Genomic DNA, 13,831 nt, shown 5'->3' on the forward strand with positions numbered 1-13,831 from the left:
GACACCAGACTCTGTGAATAACCATAAAGACAACCATTCACAGGGGTTCAACATGATTCCACGTACTCTCTTCGATGCAGACCTGGACGGTTTCCGGGATTCCGTTCGCAAGTTTCTTGAGCAGGAAGCTGCGCCCTACCACGAGCAGTGGGAAAAGGATGGGCAGGTCAGTCGCGAGCTTTGGACCAAGGCCGGAGAGTTGGGCTTCCTGTGTCCGACCATGCCTGAGGAATATGGTGGAGTTGGCGCCGATTTCCGTTACAGCGCGGTGATCATGGAGGAGCTGGCCAGGGCGGGTCTTTCCGGTATTGGCTGGGGCCTCCACTCAGATATTGTGGCTCCCTATATCCTCCACTATGGCTCGGAAGAGCAAAAGCAGTACTACCTGCCCAAGCTGGCCAGTGGTGAGATGGTAAGTGCCATCGCCATGACTGAGCCGGGTGCCGGGTCGGACCTGCAGGGTGTTAAATCCAACGCCATCAAAAAGGGTGACCATTATGTCCTGAATGGGTCCAAAACCTTTATCACCAATGGTCAGCTGGCTGATCTGGTGGTTGTGGTTGCGAAGACCGACCCGAAAGAGGGGGCGAAAGGGACGAGCCTGTTCCTGGTTGAAGCCGCGTGGGAAGGGTTCGAAAAGGGCCAAAACCTCAATAAAGTCGGGATGAAGGCACAGGACACCTCAGAACTGTTCTTCCAGGACGTGAAAATCCCGGAAACCCACTTGCTGGGTGGGCGTGAAGGTCAGGGGTTCTTCCAGTTGATGCAAGAGCTGCCGGCAGAGCGTTTGCAAGTCGGTATCACTGCGGTAGCGGCTGCCGAGGCCGCCTGGCAGTGGACTCTGGACTACGTTAAGGAACGTAAGGCGTTTGGTAAGCCGGTCATCGCTTTCCAGAATACCCGCTTCAAAATGGCGGAAATGAAGGCTGAGATTACCGCCGCACGGGTGTTTGTCGATCGCTGTCTGGAGCTGCACCTGGATAAGAAGCTGGATATTCCCACCGCGGCCATGCTGAAACAATGGACCACCGATCTGCAGTGCAAGGTGATGGACGAATGTGTCCAGTTGCATGGCGGCTACGGCTATATGTGGGAATACCCCATCGCCAGAGCGTGGGCCGACTCTCGGGTTCAGCGGATCTACGCGGGCACCAATGAGATCATGAAGGAAATTGTCGCCCGTTCTTTCTGATATGGCCCGAACGGCCTGAACTGACAAGCCGGAGCGCCCAGCAGCGGGCGCCCGGTTACTCATCTTTACAATTTGCCAAGCCTATCAAGGTTCCTGCCGGCAAGTTCCAATAGAGTGTCGAGACAACCACTAATAAGGATAACGGTTGCCGTGATGACACGTCTGCTCCCTCTTTCCCTGACGCTTGCGACTCTCGCCCTGGCCGGGTGTGGTCAGGAATCTGACCAACTGCCCGAAGACGGTCGGGACCTTGATGGTGTGGCCTATGGCCAGCCGGGTACCTACAGCGGCGTGGTGATCGACGACTACCTGCGCAATGCCCGGGTGTGGCTCGATATTGATGGCGATTACCAGTATACCCCCGGCCCGATGACGGTCACCGGACCTGACGGGGAGCCCGTGACGCTGGAAAATGGTGAGCCAACCGCGCTGACGGGAGCCAATGGCCAGTTCACACTGAATATTGAGGAGCTGGACCAGAGTCCACTGGTGTCCGCGGATCTGGACCCGCGGGACTATTCTCTGATGGTGATGACCTTGCCCGGGCAGACGGTGGATGAAACTCCAATGGGTGAGGTTATTGTCGAGCAGGCGTACACGCTGACCGCTCCGGCGGGTGTTCGCACTGTGACCCCGCTGACGACACTGTTGCGAGCCCGAATCATCGCCGGGCTGACGGTGCAGTTTGGCGAATCAGAAGTGCTAGAGACCGCTTTTCGTGACGTGAACCTGTTGCGGGACTATCTGGCGTCCGGGGATAACCGTTTGCATGCCTACGCCCGGGCATTTGTCCGTTACATGGCGGCCCAGTTCCCGGCAGACGCTAGCGAGGTGCTGCGCAATGGCGATGGCACCGAACGGGTGCTGACGCCGGAGGGCTATGAACTGCTGGCGGTTTCGCTGGCCCGTAATGCCGCCGATATTGTGGCACTGGTGGACGAAGCGGCCCCTTTCGGGCGCTATGAAAACGTTGATATTGACGATCTGGCACTGGTCATCGAAGTGCTGGACCTGACCAATCCGGTGGTTCTTGAAGAGCAGGTTCTTCGCAGCCACAGCCGAAATGGTAATCTGCCGGCGCGTTCCTCCGATTTACAGGAATCGGCCACGGTCCATTTCCGTTACGCGGCCGATGGTCAGTTGAGGGCGCTGGACGTGGATGGTTGCATGGCGCCGTCACTGCAGGAAATTGCGCGCCTGGCCAATGCGGACGGCTACATTGCTGAGACTGGCGCGCAGTGGTTGCCGTCCGTTTCCCTGTCTCAGTCCGGTCGTGGTTACTGGGAGCAGGAGGGGTTTGATGAGCGGGTAGTGTTCGACTGGGCCAATCAGCGGGCAACGTTTGAAACCACGACTACATGCCATGAGGGGGTTGTGCCGTCTCCCGCATTGGGAGGGGAGCCTTCCGTAACCTATCACTGGACGATGAGTGGAGGGCGGGTGACCAGCATTACCGATGGAACCCTGACCCTGACGCCGGATTACGCCAATGAAACCAACGCTTACACTGGCTATCGGCTGGCCGATGCCGGGGGTGATCTGGAAGTGGTGTCGCTGGGCGGAACGGTCGAGGACTGTACGGCAGCAATTGCCCCTGAAGACTTGACCAGTACCCGGGTTATTTCTCATCGGGTGGATATGACGTTTGCGGGGTATGACCCTCAGCCCACCTATTTCGGACCCAATACCAAGCTCGACTTTGACCGACGCAATGGATGGGATCGGCTGTTGAGGTACGCGTTCCTGAGCCCGGAACTGGAAGCATCTCTGTCGTTTGGCTCCTACCAGGGGTTTGAGTGGCGTTATTTCTACCAGACCGAGCCCCAGATTCTGGTGGCGGAGCAGCCTAACCTGGTAACCGAGGCCTACCTGTCAGGGTTGGGCAACCTGAATGTCTGTGGCTCCAAGGATGCGACCAAGCCGAGCCAGGGGCTGCTTGCCTGGGCCAGTTCCCGTTATGAACGGCTATCGGCGGTGCTGGCGGGAAGCCTGGTGGAGTAACTCTGGCAGGCTGATATCGTCAGGTGTGATCCAGACTGCTGGCACTGAGCATAATGACTTCGATTTCTTCGATAATTTCTTCCTGGCGCAACGAGCTGCAGGTTTGCCGTAGGCGTTCGGTTTCGGAGTCGAGATGCTTTACTGCACGTTCGAGATGGCTGGCGCGGCGGTGGTTTTCTGCCAGTAGCGAGGAATACAGCATGGCGTGGAGCAGCGCGAAGAGGTAATGCTCGACCAGCTTGCCGAAGAACAGGAGAGGGGGCAGGTTCAGTATTGGTGGGTGTCGGGGGGCTGGCAGGTCTTCCCGTTGCTGGCTGAAGGCCGGCAGCAGACGCCGCTCGGTGACGCCGTCGGCGCTGTGGTAAATGCCGTGAAGAGACAGGCCGGTGCCATGCTGGCGCGCTGCCAGCCACTGTGTAATTGCAGCCAGGACTCTGGGGATTTCTTCGGCCACGCTGGCACCGACGACAAAGCCGGGGTTCTGGGGGGCGTGTTGATACAGGCTATGGAGCTTTCGCCCAACAACCAGCAGCTCCGGCGGGTGATCAGCGTCCGCCCTGTTCGTGGACGCCAAGTGATTGGCGATCGACTGATTGAAGTCACCACAAAATCCCCGTTCACTGCCAATCAGTAAATAAACCGGTGCCGGTTTGCCTGTCTCCGGTATTGGGTGGCGGTAAGCGCTGAGAAAGTCAGCTGCAACTGCTTCTATGCTGTTAACGACGGCCAGCTGGCTTTCCTGGAACCTCGCTAGTTTACGGGTTTCCATATAGGCGAGAGTTTTCATGGAGTTCATGATATTCCTGATTTCGCCCATATTTTGACGGTGCCGTTCGAGCTCGTTACGACGGCTCATTGCCGTTCCCCCTCCAGGTTCTCCCTGTGCCCGTGAGCGAGCCAGCGCATGGTGGCGCGACTCCAGTCTGCCCGTGGGCTGTCGAGGGACAGGTCGGTGTCTCTGACGTGGCCTGACAACTGCGTCATCAAGGTCGGGACCTGCTCGACGGGGACGTTATCAAAAAGCCCATCGTTGAAAGCAACCAGCCAGGCCATGTGGAACGTCGCGGGTAGGGGGGACAGCCGATCCTGTTTTAACAACTCCCGCAGAACCCGCCCACGAGCAATGGCGGATTCCATCCTGCTCTCCAGGCGGGCGCCAAACCGGGTGAAGACCTCCAGCTCCAGGAACTGAAGAAAGTCCAGTTTCATTCGGCCAGCTTCGTCCTTGATGTGCGGGTGTTGTGCATGGCCGCCAATCCGGGAAACCGAACGGGCGATGTCGATGGCCGGGCGGAACCCGCCAGTAAACAGCTTCCTGTCGAGGTAAATCTGACCATCGGTGATGGAAATCAGGTTGGTTGGTATGAAGGCGGCTATTTCCCCCTGCTTGGTTTCGACAATGGGTAGTGCGGTCATGCTGCCGCCGCCATGGTCAGCGTTAAGGCAGGTTGCCCGCTCGAGCAGGCGGGCATGCACCGAAAAAATATCGCCGGGATAGGCTTCGCGACCCGGTGGGCGGCGGAGTAACAGGGACAGCTCCCGATAGGTCTGCGCGTGGGTGGCCAGGTCATCATAAACAACGAGAGTGTCGATACCACGCTGCATCCAGTACTCCGCCACAGCACATCCGGCAAAGGGGGCCAGGTGCTGCAACCCCGGTAAGTTGCTGGCCTCAGCAACCACAACGGTAGTGTGCTCAAGAGCGCCATAGTCTTTAAGTGTCTCAATCGTATCGACCGTGGTGGATCGCTTTTGCCCGATTAGGACATAAACGCAATGTACCCCGGATTCTCGCTGGTTGATGATCGTGTCCAGTGCCAGGGCGCTGCGGCCAAGGCCGTTGTCCCCGACGATCAGCTGGCGTTGCCCTCGCCCTATGGGCACCAAGGTGTCGATGATCTTGATCCCGGTGTACATTGGCTTGTTGATGAAGTCCCTGGCGATGATGGGCGGTGACCCGGTTTCGAGGCGTTGCCAGCTGGAGTGAGCGGGGGCTGGCTGGCCATCCAGGGGGCGGCCAAGGGGATCGATAATGCGACCGAGGAGGCCGTTGCCTACGGGAATGCCAAGTGGGCGGCCGTTCAGGCGGGCGCGGGTTCCCGCAGTCAAAGTACTGGTTTCCCTGAGTAGCACGGCGCCAATGCGATTGGTGGTGAGGTCGAATACCATCCCCTGGCTGCCATCACCAAACTCAATCAGGTCCTCCATGGCTGCCGACGGCAGCCCTGATACCCAGGCAATTCCGTCCCCGACGGACAACACCCGGCCCTGCTCGGAAATGCGCAGGGCCGGGTGATAGTTGTCCAGCCAATGAGCCAGCTGGTTAAGGCGATTCGGGTCAGTGTTGTTATTCTGCGCCATAGGAAAGCTCCGCAAATCCGCTCAGCTCGTCGCGGACATTGGCGTTCAGTTGCCAGGCGCCAATACTGATCCTGACACCAGCGATCAGTTCGGGGGCCAGGTCATAGCTCACGGTCGCCGATACCTGCAGAGTATCAAGCAGGGTCCGCTCCAACTCTCGTCGAAGGTCATCGGCGATGGGGTAGGCGCTGGTAATCGCAGCCGCTGGCGTCGACCTGTGCCAGCTGCTGGTCATGTGTTGGCGGGTCTGGTCTGAGAGGTTTGAAAGTGACTCGATGGTGAGCTTCAACAGCCGCGTTTCGAGATCCGGGCCGGACGCGGCTTCCAGCAGGTGAGTGGCGAACCTGGCACCGAGTTGCAGTGCCCGCATTTCGGTCGCGCGGGTTGCTTCGGATTGTTGCTGCTCGATGGTGTGCTGAGCTTTCTGGCGCTCTTGCTGGAGTTCGTTAGCCAGCAGCTCCCGCTGCCTTGCTTTTTCTGCGTCAAGATCCTGGTTTAGCCTGGACATCAGCACGCGTCGCTGTTGCTCCCAGTCCTCAAGACGAGTTTCATAGCGTTTCTGCAGAGACTTTGCTTCCTGGCGCTGGTTTTGTGCCTCGGTGAGCTGCTGTTCTATGTTTTCCCGTCTTCGGTCGATGATGGCCAGGACAGGCTTGTAGAGAAAGCGCTTGAGGATCCATATCAGGATCACAAAGTTGAGCACTTCAAGCAGGAACGTGGACCAGTTCAATTCCACAGTGACAGCCCTTCCATTGCGATTGCCCGACAGAAGCTGGCGTGCCGACTATTGCAGCAGGTACGCCAGTAATGGATTTCGGAACAGAATGATCAAGACGATCACCAGCACATAGATGGCTAGGGACTCGATCATGGCCAGCCCAATGAACAGGGTTCTCATGATTGCGCGCTCGGCTTCGGGTTGCCGCGACAGGGCGTCAAGGGCGCGGCTGATCGCCCAACCCATGGCAATGGCGGGTAGCATAACGCCCAGTGCGATGCCAAGGATGGCGGCAACGGTAGAGACCAGCGTAAATGTGGACAAGTCAGGCATAGGTTACTCCTTGGGCGGATAACGAAGCTGATGTGACTGAATGCTGCCGGCCACGTAGATCAAGGCAAGCATGCCGAAGATGTAGGCCTGAACGAGGGCTTCCACGATGTGCAGCATGAGGATGGGAATTGGCGCCAGAAAGCCCGCAACCAGGAGTACGAGCAGTGCCGCCATCTCCAGACTCATCATGTTGCCGAACAGGCGAACCGCGAGTGCGATGGTTCGGGTGATTTCACTGATCAGGTGGAAGGGGAGCAGTATGGGGCTCGGGGACAGATAATGCTGCAGGTAGGTTTTGAGCCCCTGAATGCGGATGCCGAACCAGTGGGTTGATAGGAATACCAGGAGCGCCAGGGCCGTTGTTGCTGACAGATCCCGGGTCGGGGAGTGTACCCCGGGAATCAGCCCACACAGATTGGCGATGACAAGAAAGATCCAGAGACTGCCAATAAAGGGCATGATCTCTCTTGCGTGCTGTGGTGCGACTGCTGAAACCGCGTCTTCGATGGCCAGAACGACACCTTCGATGGCGACCTGAAGCGGTGAAGGGGTCAATCGCAACCGCGTTGACAGTAGCCAGCAAAACACGCCGGTCAGGGCAAGAATGCCCCAGGTCACAATCACGGTGTTGGTGACCTCGACCAGCCCGAGTGAAAACACCGGGGGGATGCTTGTCCCTTGATCTTCCATGGCTTAATCCTTGATCAGAAGGTACACATTCAGGCCACCCAGAAACACGCCGGAGAGGATGAGCCCAATGGTCCAGCGTACTGAGTAGCCATCTGCCATCGTGTCGAGCCAGTGTCCCAGGTAGGCCCCTCCCACTACCGGTAGCACGAACACCAACCCCAGAGTGCCCAGATAGATGGTCTGCCCAATCAGCGTAGGGCGGTCCCGCTCCGCCCGCTTCATGCGCTCTGCCTGCTGGGCCACCCGGCGTCGTAAATCATCCATCTCAGACACTGCTGTCAGCCCCCGTCGGTGCGGCGCAGACTCCAGAGCCGCTTCAGGGTTTCCTCTTCCATCCGGTGCAGGCTCTCCTTCATCGCTTGCAGGGCGTTTTCTTCAGCCAGGAGCTGGTCCTTCAGTGCCGAGTTGACCCGGGTATAGTCATCGTCACGCAGATAATGCCGGGTACTCAGCACCAGCTCATTATTGTTGAAATAGAGTACGGCCCCGGGAAGTGCAAGGTAATGCCAGAGTTGATCTTCGGTGCGGAAACGTGCCAGCCCCATGGTCAGGCAGGTCATGAATCGCGCGTGTCCTGGCAGCAGGCCAAAGCTGCCTGTGGTGTCTTCGGCCACGAACGAAGTGATGCCTGGCACCGTCTCGGAGTGGGTGGCATCAAGAAGGTGCAGCGTGAACGTATTCATGCCACTCCGTCTCCTCCGAGGGATCCCCGCATGTAACAGTCTTCCTCGGAAAGGTGGTCGTACTTGCCTGAAAGAAAGCACTCACAGTCCCGCAGGGTATCTGCCAAGGGCACGGACGTGCCGGTAATGCCGGTATGGGAGGCGGTGGTCCAGAACGGCTGTGTAAGGTAGCGCTGAAGTTTCCTGGCTCTGATCACTGTGTTGTGGTCGGCGTCTGACAACTCCTCCATCCCAAGCATGGTGATGATGTCTTCCAGTTCCTGATAACGCGACAGATGTTCTCGCACACCTTCTGCAATCTCGTAGTGGCGGGCGCCCAAGGTATGGCGATCCAGTAGTTTGCTGCTTGATTGCAGGGGGTCGACGGCCGGATAGATGCCTTTGCCCGCTTGTGCGCGTGAAAGAATGACAGAGGTGTCCAGGTGGTTAAGGATGGCGTTGACGGCCGGATCGGTCATGTCATCCGCGGGCACGTAAACCGCCTGCACAGACGTGATGGCGCCGTGTCCGGTGGACAGAATGCGGTCTTGCATTTCGGCGACCTCGGTTGTCAGCGTTGGCTGATAGCCCACCGTTGCCGGCATCCTTCCCAAGAGGCTGGACACTTCGCTGCCGGCCTGGATGAAGCGGAAGATATTGTCCATAACGAACAGGACTTCCTTGTGTAGGGTGTCCCGTAAATATTCTGCATAGGTCAAGGCAGAGAGTCCGACTCGAAAACGAACGCCGGGCGATTCATCCATCTGACCAAACACCATCAGGGTTTGTGGCAGGACACCGGCCTGGCGCATTTCGTGCCAGAGCTCATGGCCCTCGCGGATGCGCTCCCCGACACCGGCAAACACCGATACTCCCTGGTGCAGGGTGGAAAGGGCGTGGATAAACTCCATGATGAGTACGGTCTTGCCAACCCCGGCCCCCCCGAACAAACCGGTCTTCCCGCCTTTTACGAACGGACAAAGAAGGTCGATCACCTTAATGCCGGTTTCGATGACATCGCCGATACCGACGGCTTCCGATAGGGGCAATGGCGGGTTGTGTACTGAACGGAAGTCTGAGGCTAGTAAGGGGGCGCCACCGTCTAGGGGTTCTCCGAAGATGTTTAGCAGCCGGCCGAGGCAGTTGGGAGCCACCGGAACCTGCAGGGGGGTTCCTGTATCGTAGATGGTCATACCTCGGGACAGGCCGGAGCTGCGGTGCAAGGTGATTGCCCGAATCCGGTGGTCATCGAGGTGTTGGTGTACTTCGAACAGATAGCGTTCGTGATCGAGGTAAGCGCAGAGGGCTTGATGCAGAGGTGGCAAGCGATTACAGCTTATGATGGCTACCGGGCCATGAATCTCGGTCAGGGTGCCAATGGGCACGGGGGAGAGAGTTGGTTCAGTAGCCGCCGGAATGGACATATCCGCTTGCGCTCGTCTGTTTAACCGTGAACTTATTCAAGGTTAGTTCAGGCTGGAGATTTTGTCGGGGCGAGAGGTGGCAATGCAGCGGAGGTTACAGACATGCGCTGGCGGAATGCAGAATAGCCGGCGGTCTGCTTCATCAAAATGCAGAGGGCTGGTTCGAAAAGACGGTGTTTTAAAAGGGGATATTTAAATCTTGGAGAGCCACTTTCTGGGAGAAAGTGGTGCCGAGGAGAGGACTTGAACCTCCACGGGGTTGCCCCCACTAGCACCTGAAGCTAGCGTGTCTACCAATTTCACCACCTCGGCAGGTGATTTGCAGATTTGCTGTTTTGTCCGAGCAGTTTGTAGCTCTTTGAAAACTTAGCATTTCTGCCAGTGGTGAGGTTTGTTGCCTCAACCGATGGCGCGTACTTTAATGATTCGGTTTCGGCCTGTCAAACCTTTTTTTCAAATTTATTTCCAGGCCAGTGAGGCAGTGGTCGGTTGTCGGCGTTATACTCCAATCACAACAAGCCCTTGCCTTCTTTATAAGGAATGTGGGCTTAACAGACTCAAGCTGCCCTTTTTCACAATTGACCTTATTTGGGCAGCGTCAGGATAAAAGAGCGAATGGTTTCCAGAAAGAAGAAAACTGAAAAAGACCCTCACGCCGGACGTGAGGCGCAGAAATACGACAATCCAATTCAAAGTCGGGAGTTTATTCTCGATCACTTGCGCCAACGCGGCGCCCCAGCAACTCACGAAACTTTGTGCGACGAGCTGAAGCTGGACTCTCCCGAGAATATAGAAGCCTTAAGGCGGCGACTGATCGCCATGTGCCGGGACGGCCAGTTGATCTGTAACCGCCGCGGGGCCTACCTGCCAATCGATGAAGCGGACCTGGTGACCGGTCAGGTGATGGGGCACCGGGATGGTTTTGGCTTCCTCGTACCAGACGATGGTGGCAGCGACCTCTTTCTAACGGCGCGTCAAATGCGCAAGGTGTTCCATGGTGATCGGGTTGCCGCTCGGGTTGACCGGGTGGATGACCGTGGTCGGCGTGAAGGCATTATTGTGGATGTGCTTGAAACCCGAACCAGCCAGATCGTCGGTCGTCTGTTCCGGGAAAGTGGGGTGTCCTTTGTGGTGCCGGAGAATGCGCGCATCAATCACGAAGTGCTGATTCCGGAAGAGCATTGCGCCGAGGCCTATCATGGCCAGTATGTGGTGGTGGACATCCTTCGCCAGCCGACTCCCCGGACCAAACCAACCGGCAAGGTGGTCGAAGTATTGGGCGATCATATGGCGCCGGGTATGGAGATTGCGGTTGCTATCCGCTCCTACGACATTCCCCATAGTTGGCCGCCAGAGGCGGGAGAGCAGGCTGCGGCCATTCCCGATCAGGTAACTGAAGACGATAAGCAGAACCGGGTTGACCTGCGGCATTTGCCGTTGGTGACGATCGACGGTGAGGATGCACGGGATTTTGACGACGCGATCTATTGTGAGCGTCGCCCCCGGGGTGGATTCCGCCTGGTGGTAGCGATTGCCGATGTCTCCCATTATGTGCGTCCGGGCAGCCCGCTGGATAAGGAAGCGCTGAACCGGGGTAACTCGGTGTATTTCCCGGATCACGTTGTGCCAATGCTGCCGGAGAAACTGTCCAACGGGTTGTGTTCCCTGAACCCCCAGGTGGATCGTCTGTGCATGGTCGCTGATATGAGCATCAGCGCTGCGGGTAATATCAGCAGTTACAGCTTCTATCAGGCTGTTATGTATAGTCATGCGCGATTGACCTACACCAAGGTCAGCGACATGCTGGAACGGCCGGATTCGGAGCCCGGATACCGGTTGTGTGAGCAATATGCGGACGTGCTGCCGCACCTTCATGATCTTTATGATCTTTACAAGGTGTTGCGCAAAGGGCGTACAGAGCGGGGCGCCATTGACTTCGAGACCACGGAAACCCGGATCATTTTTGATCCGTCACGCAAAATCGAGGAAATCGTCCCGGTTCACCGTAACGATGCCCACAAGATTGTCGAGGAGTGCATGCTGTGTGCGAACGTGGCTGCGGCGCGTTTCCTCAAGTATCACAAGCTTCCGGCACTGTACCGGGTGCATGATGGGCCTTCGGCTGAGCGCCTGAGTGGACTGAGGTTGTTCCTCGGTGAGCTGGGATTGCAGTTGGGCGGAGGAGAAAAGCCATCTTCGGCAGATTACCAGGCTCTGCTGGCACAGATTGGTGATCGTCCGGATGCCCAGGTGATTCAGACCGTCATGCTTCGGTCCCTGAGTCAGGCGGTTTACAGCCCTGAGGAACATGGCCACTTTGGCCTGGGCTTCGCCAGTTACGCGCACTTTACCTCACCGATTCGGCGATACCCGGATTTGGTGGTACACCGCGCAATCAAATCCGTTATCCATAACCCGGACGCCCGCAAGATGGTGGTTCAGCCGGATGTCCGGGACCAGGAGCTGGGAGCCTATCCCTATGATCTGGAGCGGATGACCCAGGTTGGCGAGCTGACTTCAATGACTGAGCGGCGAGCCGATGATGCGACCCGCGATGTGATGGCCTGGCTCAAGTGCGAGTACCTAAAGGATCGGGTTGGTGAGGAATACGAGGGGGTGATTGCGGCGGTGGTGCCGTTTGGCTTCTTCGTGGAACTGAATGACATCTATATAGAGGGGCTGGTGCATGTCTCCACGCTGAGCGGGGACTACTACCACCATGATGCTGCCAAACACCGCCTGGTGGGTGAGCGTACCGCCGTGAGCTTCCGGTTGGGAGATACTGTCCGGGTTCAGGTGGTTCGTGTTGATCTGGATGATCGCAAGATCGACCTGGAGCTGCTGAGTCGCCCGCGTCGGCGTCGGGCAGACCTGTTGGCGCTGGAGGCCGAAGGGGCGGGCCAGAAACGTAAGCGGGATGACGGCGGCAAAAAAGAGCGTGGTGGCAAGCGCGGTAAATCGGCTGCGAAGGGCAAGGCGTCCAAGTCCGAAAAGACAGGAAAGGCTGGTAAAGCGACGGGCGCTAAAAAAGGTGGTGGCAAGAGTGCCAAGCAGAAGCTGGTGGAAGCTGCGGCTCGGGAAGCGGCGGCGAAATCCAGTGGCAAGCCTTCGAAATCCAAGAAATCAGGAAAGTAGTCTGTGTCCGATGAATTTGTTTTTGGTTGGCACGCCGTAGAGGCTGTGCTTAAACGCGAACCGGAGCGCTTGCAGCGGGTCTGGATTCAGACCGGTCGTCAGGATCGCCGGGTAAAAACCGTCACTGTTGCGCTCGACGAGCTGGGCGTGTCCTGGCAGTTGGTGCACCGCCGTGAGTTGGATGAGCGGGTGGCCGGGGTGCATCAGGGCGTGGTTGCCCAGGTGGGTAAAAGCCAGGAGTGGAGTGAGGCTGACTTGCTGGCTTTGTTGGACGGCGCAGACAAGCCGCCGTTCCTGCTGGTGCTTGATGGGGTGACCGATCCGCATAACCTGGGAGCCTGTCTGCGGACCGCGGACGCGGTGGGCGTTCAGGCGGTCATCGTGCCGAAGGATAAGTCGGCGTCGCTGACTCCGACGGCGCGGAAGGTGGCGTGCGGTGCTGCGGAAACGGTTCCGTTGGTCAGAGTGACCAACCTGGCCCGTACCCTCCGGGAATTGCAGGAGCGAGGGGTGTGGCTCATCGGCACCGCGGGCGAAGCCGATAGTTCTTTGTACCAGGCAGACTTTCGCGGCCCGGTTGCGCTGGTGATGGGGGCGGAAGGTAAGGGTATGCGGCGGCTGACCCGGGAACATTGCGACCTGCTGATCAACATTCCGATGCTGGGGCATGTGGATAGCCTGAACGTGTCTGTGGCCACCGGCGTGTGTCTGTACGAGGCCTTAAGGCAGCGACAGGGGTGACGCCCGACACAGGCTGTTAGCTTGTATTAGGGTAGAATGGCTGCCGCTTGCCATTGAGGGTGAGTGGTGGTGACGCAGGGTTGCTCCTGCGTCGGTTGTGATTTCAAGGTATAGAAAGGATTCTAGTTATGCGCACCTTCAGAGTGTACCGGCACCCCAATGCCTCCGTTGAGGCGGTCAAAGTCGGTTTTTCCTGGCCCTGTCTGCTGTTTGGTCTGATCTGGGCTGCGGTAAAACGGTTGTGGGGTGTTGTTGGTGTTGTTGTCGGGCTTATTGTGCTGTCGATGGTCATTGAAGAGGTGACCTACAGTGGCGGTTCCTACCGGGAGGGTGCGATTGTCACCCTGGTTCTGGATCTCGCCTTTTGGGCTGGCTGGCTGATCTTCTCGTTTAAAGCGAATGAGTTTCGGGAGAGTAACCTGCGCTCCAGAGGGTATCAGCTGGTCGCCACCGTCAGGGCTGAATCGCCAGAGGCCGCTACAGGTTCTGCCGTTGCCCCGGAGGGCGCTCCAGCCGCTGGGGAAACACTGTCCGCCTGACTCTGTCTGCCGTGGGGTCGTCCTGATTCCACGGC

The 13,831-nt window shown here is 58.0% G+C and carries 13 protein-coding genes and 1 tRNA gene; 5 read left to right on the plus strand and 9 right to left on the minus strand.

What is annotated here, in order from left to right; all coding sequences use genetic code 11:
- Positions 1 to 52 precede the first annotated feature (52 nt).
- Entirely contained in the window at positions 53 to 1,192 is a 1,140-nt protein-coding gene (locus BMZ67_RS17665) for an acyl-CoA dehydrogenase family protein (RefSeq protein WP_092026459.1), read from the plus strand.
- 153 nt (positions 1,193 to 1,345) lie between these two features.
- The gene (locus tag BMZ67_RS17670) at positions 1,346 to 3,193 is read left to right on the plus strand and encodes a hypothetical protein (RefSeq protein WP_092026462.1); all 1,848 of its coding nucleotides are present in this window, start codon (positions 1,346 to 1,348) and stop codon (positions 3,191 to 3,193) included.
- Positions 3,194 to 3,212: 19 nt separating this feature from the next.
- On the opposite strand, the gene BMZ67_RS17675 is transcribed toward BMZ67_RS17670, so the two are convergent.
- From BMZ67_RS17675 to BMZ67_RS17715, 9 genes are all read right to left on the minus strand, one after another.
- Entirely contained in the window at positions 3,213 to 4,049 is an 837-nt protein-coding gene (locus BMZ67_RS17675) for a F0F1 ATP synthase subunit gamma (protein WP_092026465.1), read from the minus strand.
- On the minus strand, positions 4,046 to 5,554 hold the full coding sequence (locus BMZ67_RS17680) for a F0F1 ATP synthase subunit alpha (RefSeq protein WP_092026468.1): 1,509 nt from the start codon (positions 5,552 to 5,554) through the stop codon (positions 4,046 to 4,048). Before BMZ67_RS17680 ends, BMZ67_RS17675 begins: the two co-directional genes overlap by 4 nt.
- Positions 5,541 to 6,290 carry a F0F1 ATP synthase subunit delta gene (locus BMZ67_RS17685; RefSeq protein WP_092026471.1) on the minus strand — a complete coding sequence of 250 codons (750 nt, stop codon included), beginning with the start codon at positions 6,288 to 6,290 and terminating at the stop codon, positions 5,541 to 5,543. Before BMZ67_RS17685 ends, BMZ67_RS17680 begins: the two co-directional genes overlap by 14 nt.
- 48 nt (positions 6,291 to 6,338) lie before the next feature.
- Entirely contained in the window at positions 6,339 to 6,605 is a 267-nt protein-coding gene (locus BMZ67_RS17690) for an ATP synthase subunit c family protein (protein ID WP_092026475.1), read from the minus strand.
- Positions 6,606 to 6,608: 3 nt separating this feature from the next.
- Entirely contained in the window at positions 6,609 to 7,295 is a 687-nt protein-coding gene (locus BMZ67_RS17695; RefSeq protein ID WP_092026478.1) for a F0F1 ATP synthase subunit A, read from the minus strand.
- A gap of 3 nt (positions 7,296 to 7,298) precedes the next feature.
- Complete coding sequence (locus tag BMZ67_RS17700; protein ID WP_092026596.1) at positions 7,299 to 7,559, minus strand: AtpZ/AtpI family protein; 261 nt, start codon at positions 7,557 to 7,559, stop codon at positions 7,299 to 7,301.
- Positions 7,560 to 7,573: 14 nt separating this feature from the next.
- The gene (locus tag BMZ67_RS17705) at positions 7,574 to 7,978 is read right to left on the minus strand and encodes a F0F1 ATP synthase subunit delta/epsilon (protein ID WP_092026482.1); all 405 of its coding nucleotides are present in this window, start codon (positions 7,976 to 7,978) and stop codon (positions 7,574 to 7,576) included.
- Positions 7,975 to 9,342: a F0F1 ATP synthase subunit beta gene (gene atpD, locus BMZ67_RS17710; protein WP_425434257.1), complete on the minus strand. Its 1,368-nt coding sequence runs from the start codon at positions 9,340 to 9,342 to the stop codon at positions 7,975 to 7,977. The genes BMZ67_RS17705 and atpD overlap by 4 nt, the downstream gene beginning before the upstream one ends.
- A gap of 264 nt (positions 9,343 to 9,606) precedes the next feature.
- Positions 9,607 to 9,693 (minus strand) — tRNA-Leu (locus BMZ67_RS17715).
- A gap of 303 nt (positions 9,694 to 9,996) precedes the next feature.
- On the opposite strand from BMZ67_RS17715, the gene rnr reads away from it, so the two are divergent.
- The 3 genes from rnr to BMZ67_RS17730 all read left to right on the plus strand — a co-directional run bounded on the left by rnr (position 9,997) and on the right by BMZ67_RS17730 (position 13,796).
- A complete protein-coding gene (gene rnr, locus BMZ67_RS17720; protein WP_092026487.1) occupies positions 9,997 to 12,516 on the plus strand; it encodes a ribonuclease R in 2,520 nt (839 codons plus the stop codon).
- A gap of 3 nt (positions 12,517 to 12,519) precedes the next feature.
- Positions 12,520 to 13,257: a 23S rRNA (guanosine(2251)-2'-O)-methyltransferase RlmB gene (rlmB, locus tag BMZ67_RS17725; protein ID WP_092026489.1), complete on the plus strand. Its 738-nt coding sequence runs from the start codon at positions 12,520 to 12,522 to the stop codon at positions 13,255 to 13,257.
- Positions 13,258 to 13,385: 128 nt separating this feature from the next.
- The gene (locus BMZ67_RS17730) at positions 13,386 to 13,796 is read left to right on the plus strand and encodes a DUF2628 domain-containing protein (RefSeq protein ID WP_092026492.1); all 411 of its coding nucleotides are present in this window, start codon (positions 13,386 to 13,388) and stop codon (positions 13,794 to 13,796) included.
- Positions 13,797 to 13,831: the final 35 nt, after the last annotated feature.

This window comes from Marinobacter zhejiangensis (genome assembly GCF_900114775.1).
Classification (GTDB): Bacteria; Pseudomonadota; Gammaproteobacteria; order Pseudomonadales; family Oleiphilaceae; genus Marinobacter; species Marinobacter zhejiangensis.